The sequence below is a fragment of the Pseudomonas sp. TE3728 genome, assembly GCF_056279145.1.
The window spans coordinates 1790351-1807428 of the sequence record NZ_JBWBQT010000001.1 but is presented as its reverse complement, the minus strand read 5'-3'; the positions used below and the strand labels follow the sequence as shown (position 1 = coordinate 1807428).

18 protein-coding genes are annotated in these 17078 nt (G+C 60.8%); 3 read left to right on the top strand and 15 right to left on the bottom strand.

The window, feature by feature from the left end; genetic code table 11:
• Positions 1–40: 40 nt before the first annotated feature.
• The 15 genes from ACZ89R_RS07565 to ACZ89R_RS07495 form a co-directional block, all read right to left on the bottom strand.
• The gene (locus ACZ89R_RS07565; protein WP_429546163.1) at positions 41–763 is read right to left on the bottom strand and encodes an amino acid ABC transporter ATP-binding protein; all 723 of its coding nucleotides are present in this window, start codon (positions 761–763) and stop codon (positions 41–43) included.
• A complete protein-coding gene (locus ACZ89R_RS07560) occupies positions 756–1406 on the bottom strand; it encodes an amino acid ABC transporter permease (RefSeq protein ID WP_007903724.1) in 651 nt (216 codons plus the stop codon). Before ACZ89R_RS07560 ends, ACZ89R_RS07565 begins: the two co-directional genes overlap by 8 nt.
• Before the next feature lie 10 nt (positions 1407–1416).
• Positions 1417–2082, bottom strand: coding sequence for an amino acid ABC transporter permease (locus ACZ89R_RS07555; protein ID WP_429546164.1), 666 nt, complete (start codon positions 2080–2082; stop codon positions 1417–1419).
• The gene (gene lhpI, locus ACZ89R_RS07550) at positions 2075–3853 is read right to left on the bottom strand and encodes a cis-3-hydroxy-L-proline dehydratase (RefSeq protein ID WP_429546165.1); all 1779 of its coding nucleotides are present in this window, start codon (positions 3851–3853) and stop codon (positions 2075–2077) included. Before lhpI ends, ACZ89R_RS07555 begins: the two co-directional genes overlap by 8 nt.
• Before the next feature lie 10 nt (positions 3854–3863).
• The gene (locus ACZ89R_RS07545; RefSeq protein ID WP_429546166.1) at positions 3864–4682 is read right to left on the bottom strand and encodes an ABC transporter substrate-binding protein; all 819 of its coding nucleotides are present in this window, start codon (positions 4680–4682) and stop codon (positions 3864–3866) included.
• A gap of 691 nt (positions 4683–5373) precedes the next feature.
• The gene (locus ACZ89R_RS07540; RefSeq protein WP_063340266.1) at positions 5374–5733 is read right to left on the bottom strand and encodes a DUF6124 family protein; all 360 of its coding nucleotides are present in this window, start codon (positions 5731–5733) and stop codon (positions 5374–5376) included.
• Between the two features lie 514 nt (positions 5734–6247).
• The gene (locus tag ACZ89R_RS07535; protein ID WP_429546167.1) at positions 6248–6997 is read right to left on the bottom strand and encodes an AraC family transcriptional regulator; all 750 of its coding nucleotides are present in this window, start codon (positions 6995–6997) and stop codon (positions 6248–6250) included.
• A gap of 71 nt (positions 6998–7068) precedes the next feature.
• Positions 7069–8325, bottom strand: a complete 1257-nt coding sequence (locus ACZ89R_RS07530; protein WP_429547880.1) for an FAD-dependent oxidoreductase — start codon at positions 8323–8325, stop codon at positions 7069–7071.
• Positions 8322–8558: a 2Fe-2S iron-sulfur cluster-binding protein gene (locus tag ACZ89R_RS07525; RefSeq protein WP_429546168.1), complete on the bottom strand. Its 237-nt coding sequence runs from the start codon at positions 8556–8558 to the stop codon at positions 8322–8324. Before ACZ89R_RS07525 ends, ACZ89R_RS07530 begins: the two co-directional genes overlap by 4 nt.
• Entirely contained in the window at positions 8551–9666 is a 1116-nt protein-coding gene (locus tag ACZ89R_RS07520; protein ID WP_429546169.1) for an NAD(P)/FAD-dependent oxidoreductase, read from the bottom strand. Before ACZ89R_RS07520 ends, ACZ89R_RS07525 begins: the two co-directional genes overlap by 8 nt.
• The gene (locus ACZ89R_RS07515; protein ID WP_429546170.1) at positions 9663–10595 is read right to left on the bottom strand and encodes a 4-hydroxyproline epimerase; all 933 of its coding nucleotides are present in this window, start codon (positions 10593–10595) and stop codon (positions 9663–9665) included. The genes ACZ89R_RS07520 and ACZ89R_RS07515 overlap by 4 nt, the downstream gene beginning before the upstream one ends.
• 113 nt (positions 10596–10708) lie before the next feature.
• Complete coding sequence (locus ACZ89R_RS07510) at positions 10709–11380, bottom strand: GntR family transcriptional regulator (protein WP_429546171.1); 672 nt, start codon at positions 11378–11380, stop codon at positions 10709–10711.
• A gap of 154 nt (positions 11381–11534) precedes the next feature.
• Positions 11535–12062, bottom strand: coding sequence for a cytochrome b/b6 domain-containing protein (locus ACZ89R_RS07505; RefSeq protein ID WP_123497736.1), 528 nt, complete (start codon positions 12060–12062; stop codon positions 11535–11537).
• A gap of 7 nt (positions 12063–12069) precedes the next feature.
• Positions 12070–12333 (bottom strand): PepSY domain-containing protein, encoded by a 264-nt coding sequence (locus ACZ89R_RS07500; RefSeq protein ID WP_429546172.1) that lies wholly within the window; start codon positions 12331–12333, stop codon positions 12070–12072.
• A gap of 324 nt (positions 12334–12657) precedes the next feature.
• A complete protein-coding gene (locus ACZ89R_RS07495) occupies positions 12658–14781 on the bottom strand; it encodes a TonB-dependent receptor (protein ID WP_429546173.1) in 2124 nt (707 codons plus the stop codon).
• Positions 14782–14942: 161 nt separating this feature from the next.
• Between ACZ89R_RS07495 and ACZ89R_RS07490 the strand changes: the two genes are divergently transcribed.
• From ACZ89R_RS07490 to ACZ89R_RS07480, 3 genes are read left to right on the top strand one after another with little or no spacing between them, the layout of a single operon-like run.
• The gene (locus ACZ89R_RS07490) at positions 14943–15308 is read left to right on the top strand and encodes a metalloregulator ArsR/SmtB family transcription factor (RefSeq protein ID WP_429546174.1); all 366 of its coding nucleotides are present in this window, start codon (positions 14943–14945) and stop codon (positions 15306–15308) included.
• A gap of 32 nt (positions 15309–15340) precedes the next feature.
• On the top strand, positions 15341–16057 hold the full coding sequence (arsH, locus tag ACZ89R_RS07485; protein ID WP_429546175.1) for an arsenical resistance protein ArsH: 717 nt from the start codon (positions 15341–15343) through the stop codon (positions 16055–16057).
• A 10-nt stretch (positions 16058–16067) separates the two neighbouring features.
• Positions 16068–17072 (top strand): ArsJ-associated glyceraldehyde-3-phosphate dehydrogenase, encoded by a 1005-nt coding sequence (locus ACZ89R_RS07480; protein ID WP_192343381.1) that lies wholly within the window; start codon positions 16068–16070, stop codon positions 17070–17072.
• Positions 17073–17078: the final 6 nt, after the last annotated feature.

The following is a 17078-nucleotide window of genomic DNA, read 5'->3' as shown; positions in this document are numbered from 1 at the left end:
CCCACTGTGGGAGCGAGCCTGCTCGCGATGAATTCACCGCTTACTTCACTGACTTTAGAAAAGCCGCCGTTTCCGCATGCACCGGATTACCAATCACCTGATCCGGCGAGCCGATCTCGTGCACCAGGCCATTGCGAAAGAACGCCACGCGGTCGGAGACATCGCGGGCAAAGCGGATTTCGTGGGTCACCAGCACCATGGTCATGCCGTCTTCGGCGAGCATGCGCATGGTGTCCAGTACCTCGCCGACCAATTGCGGATCGAGGGCCGACGTGGCTTCGTCGAACAGCATGTAGTCCGGCGACATGGCCAGGGCGCGGGCAATCGCCATGCGTTGTTGCTGACCGCCGGACAACTTGCCGGGAAAGGTCTTGAGTTTGTCGGCAAGGCCCACGTGAGTCAGTTGCTGCACCGCCAGCTCCTCGGCCTCGCGCTTGCTTTTACCCAAGACTTTGCGCGGCGCGAGCATCACGTTTTCCAGCACCGTCAGGTGCGGGAAGGCATTCCATTGCTGGAACACGATGCCGATTTTCTGCCGCAGGCGATTGAGGTCGGTGGCGCGGTCATGGACCTCGACGCCGTCGACGCGGATGTTGCCTTTCTGGATCGGTTCCAGACCGTTGATGCACATCAGCAGGGTCGATTTGCCGGAGCCCGAGCCGCCGATGATCGACACCACCTCGCCCTTGTTCACCGTCAGGCTGACACCCTTGACCACGGCGAGGTCGCCGAAGGATTTATGTACGTTGTCGATCTCAATCATTTTCTTGCCACCTTCTTTCCAGACGAGCGCCCAGGCGTGCGACCACCAGGCTCATGACGTAGTAAATAAGGCCCGCGATGCACAGCACCAGCAACGGTTCCTGGATGCGGGTGACGATGGTTTGCGAGGCGCGCAGCAGTTCGACGATGCCGATCCACATCACCAGCGCGGTGTCTTTCATCACGCCGAGCACCAGGTTCAGCCAGCCCGGAAAAGCCACCCGGGTGGCCATCGGCAGGACGATCCAGCGCAGGTCCTGCAGGAAGCTCAGGCCCAGCGAGCGACTGGCCCGGCGCAGGGTGAACGGCACCGACAACACACCGGCGCGCACGATCTCGGTGAAGTACGCGGCGGCGTAAACCCCCAGCACGATGCAGCCGACGCTGAAGGCGCTGATGTTCAAGCCGACGATGCTTTTGAGCGAGTTGAACAGCACGAACTGGATCAGCAGCGGCACGCTGCGAAACACGTCCAGCACCCAGGCCAGGGGCAAACTGGCCCGAGGCAGCAAGGCCCGCAGCAGACCGAAGAGCAAGCCGGCGAGGGAGCCGAGCATGATCGACCAGAACGTCAGTTGCAGCGTGACCCAGGCGCCATTGAGCAGGAACAACAGGTCATTGGAGGAAAAACCGGTGGCAAACATGGACAGCTCCTCAGTAACGGAACAACCGCCAGGCCATCAGCCGGGCTGTCGCGACGATCGCCTTGGCAATCAGGTAATACAGCACCGCTGCAATGGCGAAGAACTCGAAGGTGCGGAACGTTTTGACGTTGTAGTCCTGGGTCACGCCGGTCAGGTCATTGTTCAGCCCGACGATCACCCCCAGCGACGTCATCAGCACCGCCCAGACCATTTGATTAGTCAGTGGGTAGAAGACGATTCGCAGCAGCTGCGGGACGATGATCATGCGGTAGGCCTGAAAGGCGCTCATGCCCAGCGAACGTGCGGCGCGCACTTGTGTGTCCGGGACGGCCTTGAGGCCACCGCGAAAGTTCTCCGCCAGATACCCGGCATTGTTGAAGGTGATCCCGGCCAGCAGGGCGAGCCATGAGCTGACGTGCAGGCCCAGCGAGCCGAGGCCGAAGTAGAGGACGTAGATCTGGAACAGCGAAGGGGTATTGCGCGCGATCGATACCCAGCCGTTGCCGATGCCGCGCAGCAGCGGGTTCTTGCTTTCGCGCATCACGGTCAGGGCCAGGGCGATCAGCACGCCGAAGATCATCGACAGTGCCGCGGTCTCGAAGGTGACCAGGGCACCGGCAAGCATGTCCGGCAGGGCGCGCAGCGCTGAGCGCCATTGGAAGCTGTAATCAAACATGCGCAGGGCTCTCCAGTAGGGCGGCAGGTTGTAGCCACGCCGGCAGGCGCCCGCTGGCGGTGGCATTAGAGGCGGCATCAATGCATTCGGCGAGGCTGGCGAAATGCACTTTGCGGCCCACCAGGCCGGGTGCGTAATGGGCGTATTTGCCGGAGTTGGTCATCAAGGTTTTTGCGGCCAGCGGGATCACCGGTTCGCCGAGCATGCACCAGCAGGTATCGGTGACCAGGGTGGCGCCGAAAGCTTCGATCACGGCGACATGCCCGGCTTCGCGAGCCTGCTCCAGCACGGCACGGCCGCAGGTAATGGCGAGGACCACGTCAGGGTGTTTGTGCCGACCGAGGCACAGCCGCGCGAGGTGGGCGAATTCGCTGAGGGAGAAATGCGGATTGCCCAGCGAGACCACATCCACCCGGTTGTCGCGGGCACTGTTGAGTTCGCGCCAGCTGACCAGCAGATCCTTCAAGAGGATGTGCTCCACCGGCACCGGGTTATCCGTGTCCAGCACTTGCGCCGGGTCGATAGCCTCCGGGGTTATCCCGGCGATATGGAACAAGGGCGCGGCGGAGGTAGTGGCAAATGCCGCGCCGAACGCTTTGAGGTCGTCCAGGCTCGGCTTGCGGTTTTCCAACCCGCGCACCAGTGGAATCCGGCTGCCCGACAGCGCGCCAATGTAGTAACCGAGCAGCGGGTAGAAGGCGTCGTCCAGTTCACCCAGGGCGGGCAACTCGATCTGCAGTCGGGCCTTGCGTTGCGCGTCCAGGTGACAGCCGATCAACGGGGCGCGACCGGTCAGCGCGATGCAGATGTCCAGGTAGTCCGGGTACTTCAGGGTGCGTGCGCCGAGCACGCTGTTGGCGTAGACAACCGCGTTGGATTCGGCCCAGACGATCTGCTCGCCGGCCTTCGGCGCGCTGTCGAGCAGGTAGGGCGCGCAGGTAAAACTCAGCTGTGCACCCATCGCCATATAAGCATCGCCCAAGGCACTGGCCGGTTCGCCAAGGGCCGGGTCGATGCCCAGCTCGCGCCAGCGGCGCTGGTCCACGGAAATCGAATTGAGGGTGGTGGGTACCCGCACTGTTGCTCCCCATTGCACCAGCTGTTGGGCAAAACGCAGGCTCGCCGGTCCGGTGTAGATGCAGCCGTCAATGTGCGCTTGGGTGATATCCACCAAATGGCGGGCACCTTGCAGTTCGGCCATGCGCAGGACGATCTGCATCGCCACTTGTGCGGCCTTGCCATGCTGACCGTCGAGCAGCGCTTGGTCGTGTTCGGTGAGTTCGATCGCGGTGGCGATATCGGTGCTCGGCAAGGGGCTGTCGAGTGCCTGCCAGGCATCGCCTGGCAGGTGCTCGAACAGGCTCAGCGTTGTGTCCTCGACCCGAGCGAAGGCCTTGCCGCGCAGGGCGGCGAAGGCCTCCCGGCCGATGCACAGCACCGGCAGGGAACGCTCGAAAATGGTCTGTGCCACCAGCACGCCCAGGGTCAGGATTTCATCGGGTTCGGCCAGCACCAGTGCCGCCGGTGCGTGACTGTTGCTGATCAGTTCCATCAACACGCTACTGCCGGTGCACGAACCGCGACCGCTGGGGATGGCCAACACGCGGCCGGCCAGGTATTCGCCGCTGAGCGGGTGGTGACGGTCAATGATCTCGCCGCTATACGGATCGACCCCGCCCCAGAAACTCAACCCGATATCGGCGAACAGCAGGGCGCCCTCGGCGGCGCCCGCGACCAGGCTGCGACCGGTCAGAGAAGTGGGCCTAGGCATGCCGGACACCTTAGTAGTAGACCTGTGGCACGGTCAGGTTGGTCGGTGAGATTTCAGTGCCGACCCATTTGACGAACAGCTCTTTGTAACGACCGGTGCGCACCTGCTGGTTGACGAACAGGTTGAGGTAATTGAGCAGGCCATACTCGTTGCGCTTGGCACCGAGGGACACGTAGTCGATCACGTATGGCGCGTTACCGGCGACTTTCAGGTTTTTGTATTTGCCCGACTTAAGAGTGGCGGCGGCCACGGTGTTGGTGACCACGGTGGCGGCGATATGGCCTTGGGCGACGGCAAGCAACGTGTCGTTTTGCGACTGATAGGCGCGGAAGGTGCCGGTGCCCCAGCTCTTCACGTCTTTCTCCAAGGCGATGGCTTCATAGGTACCGCTGGTGTTACCGACGGGTTTGCCCTTGAGGTCATCGAAGCTATTGATGCCGGTGTCGTCGCGGGTCAGCACCACCATCTGGAAGGCAAAATAAGGCACGGTGAGGCCGACGGTCTTGGCCCGTTCGAGGGTGTCGGAGGTGGAGGCGACGATCACGTCGGCCCGCCCGGAAACCAGCGCCGGAATGCGGTCCGGGAACGGCGTCTCGATCACTTCGGCATCGACCCCGAGGATTTTCGCCAGGTCATGGCAGTAGTCCACGTCGAAACCGGCCGGGTTGTTACCGGCATCGCGAAAACCCATGGGCGGGAAATCCAGGGTCACGGCGCAGCGCAGCTTGCCCGAACCGATGATGTCGTCGAGCTTGTCGGCCTGGGCGGTGGCGATAAAGGAGGTACTGAGAACAGCGCTGAGGGCTACGGCAAATGCGGGGTTTTTCATAGAGGCCTCGTTGATGTGAAGTGCTGTTGGATATCGTATTGGGGATTTCGTATACGATATTAACAATAGCAATCAACGTGCCCATTTCCAGGCCGAGGCGCGAATTCAGTGTCAGGGCTTGAAATAGAGGTGTTGGAGTGGCGCAATTGGAGGAGAGTGACGCCGTGAAGACTTGGGCCCGCAACGGCAGGTGTTACAGATGGGAGCAATGGTTGTGCGGAGCGCCCCTTTAGGGAACATGCAAGCTCCTGTCGGGAATTGTGTTCGACTGCGGTAGGGGCGGCGAACAGCGAATCCGTAGGAGCTGGCGAAGCCTGCGATCTTTTGATCTTTGGCATTTTCGAAACCGCTGAAAATCAAAAGATCGCCGCCTGCGGCAGCTCCTACGGATTCGGTGCTTGCCGCCATACCGGGTCGAACACAATAGATTCGGAGCTCGCCGCCCTGTCGCGGTCGAACACAATTCCCCTGTAGGAGCTGGTGAAGCCTGCGATCTTTTGATCTTTTGATCTTTGGCATTTTCGAAACCGCTGAAAATCAAAAGATCGCAGCCTGCGGCAGCTCCTACGGATTCGGTGTTCACCGCCATACCGGGTCGAACACAATAGATTCGGAGCTCGCCGCCCTATCGCGGTCGAACACAATTCCCCTGTAGGAGCTGGCGAAGCCTGCGATCTTTTGATCTTTCTGGCTAACCTCGCGGGTCGAGGTTATCCAGCACCCGGTTCACTGCCAGCTCCCCGAGCATGACCACCGATTGAATCCCCAACATCATGTTGCGATGTGGCATGTCCATCAACCCGGCGAACTCACTGAGCATCATGCTCGCTGACGCCAGGGACTCGCAGGCGTTGACCAGCAGGGTTTCGTTATCGACCTCGGCGCCGACATGGTAAATGGTGCTGGGTTTGCGCTTGGTGTCTTTGGGGATGGGCGGCTTGAGGTAGTAATCGAGGGCGCGGTCGGCGGCTTCGTTGAGTTTTTTCGAATCGAGGGATTCGTAGGGGGATGTAGGATCGGTTTCAGGTGGGTTGGGTGTAGGTTTGATCATGGTGAAGCTCCTTGATGACTGGAGCTACCGCCGTTCGCGGTCAAACGAACAAGGTGGCAGCTGTACGCGGGTTGACCGACCGGACATCAAGGAATCCGGCACACCCGAAGGTGTCCCACGCACAGCCACCGCGACACGATATTTCAGACAATGCCTGAATGAGGTCTTGGACGCTGGCGCGCCTTGATTGATTCGGACGGTCAAATCCGATCGCTGATTCGTCAGCGACCCGGAAACGATAGAGCCCGGCCTCAAGGCACACAAGCCGGCGGATTCTGGCGTAGTCGTAGGCAACGGCGCAAGGATGTGTAGCCTGAGTGAGTGTCTGGAAGTGTCGTTTAAACAGTGCTTGTTTAGCGGTCTGACACCGAGTCTTGTGGTGGCTGTCCTGGCCTCATCGCGAGCAGGCTCGCTCCCACATTGGATCTGCAGCGTTCGCAAAAAATGGATTCACTGCAAATCCCCTGTGGGAGCGAGCCTGCTCGCGATGAGGCCCGAAAGAACACCACATTCCCTAACGCTGATTATCCCGAAACTGGCTCGGTGAAAGGCTGGTCAAGGCACGAAACTGTCGGCTGAAGGCGCTGTGGTCGGTGTAACCGCAGCGCAGCGCGATTTCGGTGATGGGCAGGTCGGTGTGCAGTAACAGCCGCGAACCTTCTTCCAGGCGCGCCTTGTGAATCATCTGCCGTGGGGTGAGCTGGAACACCCGCTTGCAGTGACGCTCCAGTTGCGCCACGGAATAGCCGGCGATGGCGGTCAGTTCGGCGAGGCTGATGGCGCGGGCGAAGTGGCTGCGGATGTGCGCATCCACGGCAGCGAGTTTCTGGAAGGCGGGATGGTTGGACTGGGGTGATTGCAGGTCGCGGGAGATCCCGGCCAGGCCAACGATCTGACCCTGTTCATCCTGCAAGGCGAGTTTGTGGGTCAGGCACCAGATCGGTTGATTGCCGTAATACAGGTGCAGCTCCAGTTGGTCGGCCAGTTCGCGGCCGCTGGACAATACCCGTCGATCCTGTTCGGTGTACAGCGGGCCGAAGCGTTCCGGAAAGACCATTTCGGCGGTGCGCCCCAGCAACTCCTCGGGATGCTTGAAACCGCAACGCCGGGCCAAAGTCTGGTTGACGAAGGCGTAGCGGGCTTGGCTGTCCTTGATGAAAAACACCACGTCCGACAGGGTATCGAGCAGCGGCGAGATCGGCTGCAGGCTGTTGAGCAGCGTTGGCAGATCGCAGGGTTTGAAGGTGCTGAGCGAGGGATACATGGCGCTGGGGTCTGATGGCGACCCCGGGATCATAGAGGCTCGGCAGCGTGGCCGAAACCCCCGAGAAGGTTTCAGGCTGGCGGGGTGTCGTCCAGGCACATCAAGGTCTCGATTCGCGCCGGGCTGAAGGGTGGGCGGGGTGCCGAAGGTTGCCAGCCAAACAGATGCTGCACCGCACCGCCACACACCCGGCCCTGACAGGCTCCCATGCCACAGCGACTGGCCAGCTTGGCTTCGCGCCAGTCAGTGTGCCCGGCCAATGCGGCGTAGGGCACGTCTTCGCAGCGGCAGACCAGGGTGTCGGGCCGGGCCAGGGACTTGAGTGACGGGGCGAGGGCGAATGCCTGATTCAGTGCCTCGGCAAAACCCTGCCAGCGTGCCCGGCGTGGCCACAATTGGCGGGCCGCTTCAAGGTTACCGACCGCCGCGTGACCAGCAATTGCACCTTCAACCAACGCCAGTTCACTGCCACCAAACCCGGTGCATTCGCCTGCCGCATAATGATCGGTACGGCTGCTGGCCTGCCAGGTATCCACCGCCAACGCCTGACCTTCGATGGCGTAACCCAGTGCCTGGCCCAATTGAATGTTCGGGATCAAGCCGAAACCACAGGCCAGCCGATCACATGCCAGTTCGACGATTTTGCCTTGCTGTTGCAGGCGCACGCCTTCCAGTCGGTCAGTGCCAAGGGCGGCCAGTACATGAGTCGCGGTGCGGTAATGGCGGTCGAACAAGCCGAACGATTGCATCAGCTTGTTGGGCCAGCGGGGCAGTTGCGCGGCGAAACCGGCGACGGCGGTGCGCGAGGCTTGCTCGGCGATGCGTTGTACTTGGGCGCCCTGTTTTTTCGCGGTGGCGGCACTCGCCAGTAATAGCGGGCCGCTGCCGGCGATCACCACGCGCTCACCCTGCACCGGCACACCCGCCTTGATCAGCGCCTGCAAGCCACCGGCCCCGGTCACGCCAGGCAACGTCCAGCCGGGGAAGGGCAGCAGCAACTCGCGGGCGCCGGTGCACAGAATCAGTTTGTCATAACTGATCAACCAGCCGTCGTCATCATCTTCGACCAACAGTTGTTTCGAACCGGGACTGGCGATCACCCGGGTGCCGGCGTGATGGCGGATGTTGCTGCAAGCCTGCAAACGCTCACGCAGGCGACGGGCCTGATTGGGCACGTTGGCTTGAGGGCCGTCACGCCAGATTTGCCCGCCCGGCAGCGGATTGTCGTCGAGCATGACAATGCGTGCACCGCTGGGGGCGGCGGCAAGGGCGGCGGCCATGCCAGCGGGGCCGGCACCGATGATCAGCAGATCGGCGTATTCGTTCATGAGCATGTCTGCACCTGCATGCCGTCTCGGCACAAAGTCTGGCAGGCGAGGCGTCGCCGGCCGTCGATGGTCACCCGGCATTCCTGGCAGATACCCATGCCGCACAGCGGTGTGCGGCGCTGACCACTGACCGACGTGCGCGTGCAGCCGTCGCTGCCCAACGCCAAGGCAGCAGCGACGCTGGTGCCCTCGGCCACCTTCAAGGCGCGGCCATCCAGCAGCAATTCAGGCATAGGCAGGTTCTCCGAGGAAACGCTGGGGGAGATAGGGTTGTGCGGCCAGTGGCGGGGTTTCGTCGAACAGTTGCGCCACCAGCAAGTCGGCAGTGCCGGGGGCCGTGGTGACGCCCAACCCTTCGTGACCGACCGCCAGCCACAAGCCTTGTCGCTGCGGGTGTTGGCCCACCAGCGGCAGGCCGTCGGGGCTGGCGGCGCGAAAGCCGGTCCAGGCGCGGATGCCGTTGAGCCGGGCCAGCCCGGGCATGTACTCGGCGGCACGCTTGAGCATTTTCGCCAGCATCCAGCCTTCGACCTGCGGGTCGGTGGTACCGAATTGCCGCGAGGCACCGATGAACAATTGCCCGGTGGGGCGCGGCTGAATATTGCAGGCGGTCGACGGCCCCGTGGCGTTGTGGGCGCTGGTGACGTAACCCAGTTCGACCAAGGTGTGGGTGACGGTGCGGGGGTAGCGATCGGTAATCAGCAGGTGACCTTTCTTCGGCTCGATGGGCAACTCCGGGCACAGTTCGTTGGCCTGAATACCGTTGGCCAACACCACCGCTTCGGCGCTCAACCAGTGACCGTCATCGAGGCATACGCGGTTGCCATCGACCGCGCTGACCCGTGCCCGGCGTTGACGGATGTTCGGCGTGTCGAGCATCCAGCTGGCCGTCGCCGGCGCATAAAGAATGCCGTCGCCATTGATCAACAAACCGCCTTCCAGACCTTCGCGCAGTTCCGGTTCACGCTGGCGCAAGGCACTGGCGCTGATCAATTCGCACGCCACGCCCTGGGCTTTCAGGTTCAAGTATTTGCCATGGGCGACCGCCATTTCCTCGGCGTTGGCCGCGAGCCACAGCGTGCCGTTGTTGCGGTAGGCGCAGCCGTCGGGCAGGTCCGGCGCCAGTTCGTGCCAGCGTCGCAGGGAATATTGACTCAGGGCCAGCTCGGCCGGATTGTCATCGAGCACCAGCAGGTGGCCCATGCCCGCCGCCGTCGCACCGTGCAGGCCGGCGTCCAGCACCAGCACCTGCAAGCCACGACGGGCCAGCGCCTGGGCACAGGCGGCGCCGATGATGCCGGCGCCGATCACGATCACATCGGCCACAAGGCCCTCGTTCATGGACGAATGCCCCAGGCGAACGGGTCATCCTGTTCGATGATCAAACTGGCTTCGGCGCTGATAAAGGCCCGGCCGCGAATGGTCGGCACAACGCGCTCGCCCTGCCATTCGTAAGAGCCTTCGAACTCGCTGCCGATGACACTGGCCTGGCGCCAGATCTGTCCCGGTTGCAACTTGTCGTCCGCTGCCAGGCACGCCAGTTTGGCGCTGGTGCCGGTGCCGCACGGTGAGCGGTCATAGGCCTTGCCGGGGCAGAGGACAAAGTTGCGGCTATCGGCGTGATCGTCATCGCTGAACAGCTCGACATGGTCGATCAGCCCGCCGTCTTCGCCACGTATACCCTGGGCCTCCAGCGCCTGTTGCACGGCGTAGGTGTAAGCGGTCAGCGCGTCGAGGTTATCGCCGGCCACCCGCAGGCCATGCTCGGCGATCAGGAAAAACCAGTTGCCGCCCCAGGCGATATCGCCGACCACCTGACCGACATTTGACACCTGCAACACCAGCGCCTTGCGGTAACGGTAGGCCGGCACGTTGCGCACGCTCACCGAATGATCTTCGTGCAGGGTCGCCTGCACCGTACCCACCGGCGTCTCGATGCGATGGATGCCGGGGCTGATCTTGCCCAGATGCGCCAACGACGCCACCAGGCCAATAGTGCCGTGGCCGCACATGCCCAGGTAACCGGTGTTGTTGAAGAAAATCACCCCGGCACAAGCGCTTGGGTCGACCGGCTCGCAGAGCAGGGCACCCACCAGCACGTCGCTGCCACGGGGTTCCAGCACACAAGCGGCGCGCCATTGATCGTGATGTTCGGCGAGCAGCTTGCGGCGTTCGGCCATGCTGCCGGTGCCTAGGTCAGGAAAGCCGGCAGTCACCAGACGGGTCGGTTCGCCGCCGGTGTGGGAGTCGATCACGGTGATGCGTTTCATGGGAGGGCCACGTCCGTTCAGATGAGTGAGCGAAAGAGTGGCCTGTGCAGCGGGGTGTCGGCTTGATGGATTTATCCTGTGCCGATGACGAAATCAGCACAGCATTTTAGCGGTCAGTGCGCGTGAGGCAGGTGTTCGAACAGGGTCTTGCAGACTCCGGCAATGTGCTCGTCCAGCAGCTTTACCGCCAGATCCACATCCCCGACACGACAGGCTTTGATGATCTCACGGTGCTCGTGATCAGCCCGTTCCTTGCCGGCCGACAGGCTCATCTGCATGCGCAGGTAGCGTTCCAGCTTGTCGTTGACCGAACGGATCAGGCTGACCAGAAACGGCCGTTGCGCCGGCTCGTAGAGGCAAGCGTGCAGCTCCCAATTGAGCTCGGCCCAGCGGCCCACGTCGTCCTCGCCGATGAATTCCTGACAGATGCGCTCGGCACGGGCGAAGGTTTCTTCGGTCATGTTGGGAATGGCCAGGCGCAGTATTTTGTCCTCCAGCAACATCCGCACTTCGAACATCTGCGCCAGCTCGGCATCGGAAACTCGCGTGACCATCGCCCCGCGATTGCGCTGGAACATCACCAGCCCTTCGGCCTCCAGCCGCTTGAGGGCCTCGCGCACAGGGATCTTGCTGACGTTGAACTGGCGGGCAATGTCGTCCTGGCGAATCGGCTCGTCTTCGGCGAAATGCCCGGCGACGATCGCGTCCCGCAGATGACGGGTGATGATTTCCGAGGTCGAAGGGGTATTGCCAAGGTCAGGAGCGTTGAGTTTGGGTAGGTTCACGGCAGCGGTCGTTTGGAGTGAGATGGCGATAGGGTATACGAAATTCTTTCACTGCGAAGTTCCAGGCGATGGTCGCCTCGAAGAATGGCAGGATTGGCACCCGCCCTCTCCCGCAAGGGGGAGGGCAATGTGCGGTATCAGGAAGCTTTGAGCGTTAGCGCTTACGACGATGGCCAGTGATCATCGACAGAGGCAGGTTTTCACGCAAGCGCAGGCTTTCCACCAACGCTGCGACGATATGCACACAAACCAATGCGAGCAGTGCATTGGCCATAAACTCGTGAACATCACGTAGCCAGTCTTCGCCCCAGAAATAGTCCACTTCTTCCATCAAAAAACCGCTGATACCCAGACCGGTCATCAACAGCAGCATGAGGACCATCACCAGTGCACCGATGGGCGAGTGCCCCATGCGGTGATAGCCCTTGCCGGAAAACAGCGCCCGGCCATGCTGAACGACCCTCGTCGGCGTCGGCCAGAAGTCTGACCAACGCGCCGATGGCGGGCCGATGAACCCCCACACCACGCGCACCAGCACGACAGCTACGGCGTAATAGCCGAGCCAGCGATGCCAGCCATCCCCTTCCTCATTGAGGAAGTAGTCGCTGATGAAGACAACCACCAGGGACCAGTGGCAAATACGTACGAGCGGGTCCCAGAGGCGCAGGGTTTCAGCTTTCACAGGTGACCTATTCGATCTCTTCTTTCACGACTTTGCCGGTGACCGGGTCAAAGTAGATCTCGACTTTGCGCTTGTCTTTGTCCCAGCCGTAGATCTCGTAGCAATTGCCGCTCGTGACCTTGAATTTCTTGATGTCATAGCCCTTGGCCTTGAGCTCTTCCTGAAACTTGACCTGGTCCTGCCATTGAGCCTTGTCGGTGGTGGTGCATTGAGGGCCAGCGAAGGCCAGGGGGGAGGCGGCAAGAAGCGAGAGCAACAGAAGTTTACGCATGGGTTTTCCTCGAAATATTGTTGTTGTCCGATAACGCGAGAGATTCTCAATCACTCTGTGCGCGCTGAAGATTAGTTGAGCTTTTGATCGCTGTCACGATGTTCCTATTCACTGAAGAGGGTCTTGAGTCACCGACACCTGTGGCGAGGGAGCTTGCTCCCGTTTGAGTGCGTAGCACTCACAAAAATCGATGATTGTTGTCAGATCTTTGGGGCCGCTACGCAGCCCAGCGCGAGCAAGCTCGCTCGCCACAAAGGTAAGCATGACTGAGGAACAGTGCTTGATTAGCATTGCCTGGAAGGCAGGGCATTTGCTTTTTTTTACTCAGAACCGGTAGTTGGTGCTCAGCTCCAGAGTTCGCGGTGCTCCGGGGGTGATCAGGTCCACCGAGCCATGGGCCGAGGCGTAATAGTCCTTGTCGAAGACGTTACGCAAGCGCAGCGCCATGTCCCATTTCGGCAGGTTGTAGAGCAACGCCGCATCGAAGGTGGTGTAAGCGGGCATGACCACTTGGTTATCCAGGGCGGTATAACGGTCATCGACATAGTTCGCCCCCATGCCTACGCGCCAGGTGTTGGTCAGCGAGCGCACCAGCCAGAGGTTGGCACTGTGACGCGGGGTCAACGTGGGTGTCTGGCCTTCGTTGGCGACGCCATTGGTTCGGCTGTTGGACTTGGTGATCTCGGCGTCCAGATAGGCATAGCCGGCATAGACCTGCCACTTGTCACTCAACTGCCCGCTGGCGGTCAGTTCAAGACCGTCGGTGCGCTGCTCGCCAGCCAAGACCAGTTTGGTCGGGTTCGCCGGATCGGTCGTTTTGATGTTGGTGCGTTCCAGCCGGAACAGCGCCGCGGTCAACGCCAGGCGATTGTCGAGCAGGTCCCACTTGCCGCCGATTTCGAAGTTGGTGGTTTGCTCCGGTTCAAGGTCCTGGTTGGTAGTGCTCAGGGCGAAGACTTCGGAGGAGGGTTGATAAGAGCGACTCACCGAAATGTAGTAGGACTGAACCTGATCAGGCTGATAGACCAGGCCTGCGCGCGGGCTCCAGGTGTTGTCGGTTCGGGACATCGAGGCGCCCGTCAGGTCATCCGAATACTCCTGATCGAACACGTCATAGCGCACACCTAGCAGTGCTTTCCATTGTGGGGTCAGTTCAATCAGATCCTGGACGTAGAAACCGGCCGTGTCCTGAGTAGTGGTGCCCTTGGCGGTTTGTCGGTTGGCCTGGAACGGCACGTCGATCAAGCCATCGCGGTACACCGGGACCCGCGCCACGTTGCTCTGACTAAAGACGGATTGGTCCTTGACCTGACGCCCCAGTTCCACGCCATAGAGCAGGTTGTGGTTCATCCCGGCCAGCGTGGCCTGTTGCTTCAGTTCGGTCTGGTTGAACCAGCCGTCTTCCTTGCGCTGCACGTTGCCGCGATTGAGTTTGACCAGCAATTCGCCGTTGGGGGCGGTGACGAAACGTGTCGGGCTGGAGTCGGCGAGTGTGTTGTTGCGATCCAGATCGTAGTGGTAGTAGCGGCTGGTGTTGCTCAGGGTGAAGTCGTCGTTGATGCGGTAGTCGACGCCGGCCGTGAACGAAAACACTTCGCTGCGGGTGTAATCGTCATCCGGGTCGGCGGAACCGAAGCGCTTGTCCCGATCGACATCGACCGGGCGATCGCCCCGCGCGGGAATGCCGAAGTCGATCAAGCGTTTGTCGTAGAGGTACGTCGCCCCCAGGTTCAGCTCAAGATCGTCGGAGAGTTTGAAGTAGGCCGAAGGCGCAATGGCCTTGCGATCGATATAGCCGTCATCGCGGAAGGTGTCGCTGTTCTCCAGCGCACCGGTCACCCGGAATGCCTTGTCGTTTTGCTGCTGATCGGCCCAGCCAGCGTCGAACTGCGTGCGCTTTTTACCCTCGCTGTCGAAGCTGACACCCACTTCCTGTTTGGGGGTGAAGTTGGGTTTCTTGCTGATGCTATTGATCAGGCCACCGGATGAACCTCGGCCATAGAGCACCGCTGCCGGCCCCTTGATCACTTCCACGCGCTCGACGTTGGACAGATCGCGGAAGTACAGCGCGTCGTCACGAACGCCGTCGACGTACATGTCGCCGATGGCACTGAAGCCGCGAATGGTGACTTGGTCGCGCTGCCCATCGCCATTGGAAAAACCAATGCCGGGGACGTTCTTCAACACGTCTTCCATCGACTGTGCGCCCTGATCCTTGATCACGCTCTGAGGGATCACGTTCACCGTTTGCGGGATATCCCGCAGCGGGGCGTCGATCTTCAGCGCACTGCGGCTGTCGGTCGGCCGGTAGCTCTGCTCGCTGTAATCACTGGTCACAGCGGTTGCAGGCAGGGCCAATGCCGATTGGGTTTGTGCTTGCAAATCAGGTACTGCAAAAAGCCCCAACAGTGAGAGAGAGGCCGGGTAAATGCGCGGTAAAGCCACCATGAGCTCCTTTTTTAATTATCGCGTTAATGATAACGATTATCTTTTGTAAGTAAATAAATATCATTTACATAAGGAGTCAATACATTGGCCGTTGAATTTTACATGCGGAAAAACGTATATTCGGCAAAACGCATATGAACGGCCCAACCCGGAGAAACCCAATGGCTGACCATCTGACGCCGACCACTGTTTTCAAATGCCTGGCTGACGACAACCGGGTCCGCATGATGCTGCTCATCGCCCATGAGGGAGAACTGTGCGTCTGCGAGTTGACCTGTGCGTTGAATGAGAGCCAGCCCAAAGTCTCCAGGCACCTGGCGCAATTGCGCACCTGCGGCTTGCTCTCGGATCGTCGCCAGGGCCAATGGGTTTACTACCGGCTGCACCCGAATCTTCCGGGCTGGGTGCATCAGGTGCTGACCGTGGTGCTCGAGTCCAACGGGCACTGGTTGAACCCGGATGCCAAACGCCTTGAACAGATGGGTGACCGTCCCGAGCGGGCAGCGGCTTGCTGCCCGGTTCGATGATTCCAGACGCGCTTTTGCGCAGGACAATGACCATGCACGATGACCACATGCCCCACCTCGATACCGAACTGGTTGATCTCCCGTCGACCGACAAGCTCGGCATCGAACAAACTTCCAGCCACAAGCCGCGCATTTTGCTGTTGTACGGATCGACCCGCGAGCGCTCCTTCAGTCGCTTGCTGGTCGAGGAGGCTGCCCGTTTGCTGCAGCATTTCGGCGCCGAGACACGGGTTTTCAATCCGTCTGGTTTGCCGTTGCCTGATGATGCTGGCGACGATCACCCACGGGTGCAGGCGCTGCGCGAATTAATGATGTGGTCGGAAGGGCAGGTCTGGTGTTCACCAGAACGTCATGGTTCGATGAGCGCAGTCTTCAAGGCGCAGATCGACTGGGTGCCGCTCGCGATGGGCGCCGTACGCCCGACCCAGAGCAAGACCCTCGCCGTGATGCAAGTGTGCGGCGGCTCGCAGTCGTTCAACGTAGTCAATCAGCTGCGGGTGCTGGGGCGCTGGATGCGCATGTTCACCATTCCCAACCAATCCTCCGTGCCGAAGGCCTATCTGGAATTCGACGATAACGGCCGGATGAAACCTTCGCCGTTCTACGACCGTGTCGTGGATGTGATGGAAGAACTGGTGAAATTCACCTTGCTGCTGCGCGATCGTCAGGACTATCTGGTCGATCGTTATTCCGAGCGCAAGGAATCGGCGCAAGAACTCATGAAACGTGTCAATCAGCGCTCTATTTGAAGGAGGAAACATGACGATCAAAGTGGGCATCAATGGTTTTGGCCGCATCGGTCGCCTCGCTCTGCGAGCAGCCTGGCGCTGGCCAGAGTTTGAATTCGTGCAGATCAACGATCCGGCAGGTGACGCGGCGACCCATGCGCACCTGCTGAACTTCGACTCGGTGCATGGTCGTTGGAATGACCAGGCCGACTCCGAGGGTGACAACATCGTCATCGACGGCAAACGCATCAAGGTAACGGCCAACAAGGCGATTGCCGACACCGATTGGTCGGGCTGCGATCTGGTGATTGAAGCCAGCGGCAAGATGAAGACCGTCGCGGTGCTTCAGGCTTACCTCGACCAAGGCGTCAAGCGTGTGGTGGTCAGCGCCCCGGTGAAGGAGCAGGGCGCGCTGAACATCGTCATGGGCGTCAACCATCAGCTGTTCAACCCGGCGGAACATCGCATTGTCACCGCCGCGTCGTGTACCACCAACTGCCTGGCGCCGGTGGTGAAGGTGATCCACGAGAAACTGGGCATTCGCCACGGCTCGATCACCACCATCCACGACCTGACCAACACTCAAAGCATCCTCGATCAGCCGCACAAGGATCTGCGCCGTGCGCGAGCTTCTGGCATGAGTTTGATCCCGACCAGCACCGGCTCCGCCACCGCGATTGCCGAAATCTTCCCGGAACTGCGCGGGCGTCTGAATGGCCATGCCGTGCGCGTACCGTTGGCCAACGCTTCGCTGACCGACTGTGTCTTTGAAGTCGAGCGCGTCACCACCGTCCAAGAAGTGAATCAGTTCCTCAAGGACGCGTCCGAGAACGAACTGAAAGACATTCTCGGTTTCGAGGAGCGTCCGCTGGTGTCCATCGACTACCGCACCGATCCACGCTCATCGATCATCGATGCGCTGTCGACCATGGTCATCAACGGCACCCAGGTCAAACTCTATGCCTGGTATGACAATGAATGGGGTTACGCGAATCGCACCGTCGAACTGGCCAGAATGGTCGGCCTGGCCGTTTAAGGAGCG

Excerpts from the sequence above, each read along its gene's own strand:
- lhpI (WP_429546165.1), bottom strand. The coding sequence starts at position 3,853 with ATGCCTAGGCCCACTTCTCTGACCGGTCGCAGCCTGGTCGCGGGCGCC.
- ACZ89R_RS07480 (WP_192343381.1), top strand. The coding sequence starts at position 16,068 with ATGACGATCAAAGTGGGCATCAATGGTTTTGGCCGCATCGGTCGCCTC.
- ACZ89R_RS07520 (WP_429546169.1), bottom strand. The coding sequence starts at position 9,666 with ATGAACGAGGGCCTTGTGGCCGATGTGATCGTGATCGGCGCCGGCATC.
- ACZ89R_RS07545 (WP_429546166.1), bottom strand. The coding sequence starts at position 4,682 with ATGAAAAACCCCGCATTTGCCGTAGCCCTCAGCGCTGTTCTCAGTACC.
- ACZ89R_RS07515 (WP_429546170.1), bottom strand. The coding sequence starts at position 10,595 with ATGAAACGCATCACCGTGATCGACTCCCACACCGGCGGCGAACCGACC.
- ACZ89R_RS07560 (WP_007903724.1), bottom strand. The coding sequence starts at position 1,406 with ATGTTTGCCACCGGTTTTTCCTCCAATGACCTGTTGTTCCTGCTCAAT.
- ACZ89R_RS07555 (WP_429546164.1), bottom strand. The coding sequence starts at position 2,082 with ATGTTTGATTACAGCTTCCAATGGCGCTCAGCGCTGCGCGCCCTGCCG.
- ACZ89R_RS07525 (WP_429546168.1), bottom strand. The coding sequence starts at position 8,558 with ATGCCTGAATTGCTGCTGGATGGCCGCGCCTTGAAGGTGGCCGAGGGC.
- ACZ89R_RS07495 (WP_429546173.1), bottom strand. The coding sequence starts at position 14,781 with ATGGTGGCTTTACCGCGCATTTACCCGGCCTCTCTCTCACTGTTGGGG.
- arsH (WP_429546175.1), top strand. The coding sequence starts at position 15,341 with ATGCACGATGACCACATGCCCCACCTCGATACCGAACTGGTTGATCTC.
- ACZ89R_RS07535 (WP_429546167.1), bottom strand. The coding sequence starts at position 6,997 with ATGTATCCCTCGCTCAGCACCTTCAAACCCTGCGATCTGCCAACGCTG.
- ACZ89R_RS07540 (WP_063340266.1), bottom strand. The coding sequence starts at position 5,733 with ATGATCAAACCTACACCCAACCCACCTGAAACCGATCCTACATCCCCC.
- ACZ89R_RS07530 (WP_429547880.1), bottom strand. The coding sequence starts at position 8,325 with ATGAACGAATACGCCGATCTGCTGATCATCGGTGCCGGCCCCGCTGGC.
- ACZ89R_RS07500 (WP_429546172.1), bottom strand. The coding sequence starts at position 12,333 with ATGCGTAAACTTCTGTTGCTCTCGCTTCTTGCCGCCTCCCCCCTGGCC.
- ACZ89R_RS07490 (WP_429546174.1), top strand. The coding sequence starts at position 14,943 with ATGGCTGACCATCTGACGCCGACCACTGTTTTCAAATGCCTGGCTGAC.
- ACZ89R_RS07565 (WP_429546163.1), bottom strand. The coding sequence starts at position 763 with ATGATTGAGATCGACAACGTACATAAATCCTTCGGCGACCTCGCCGTG.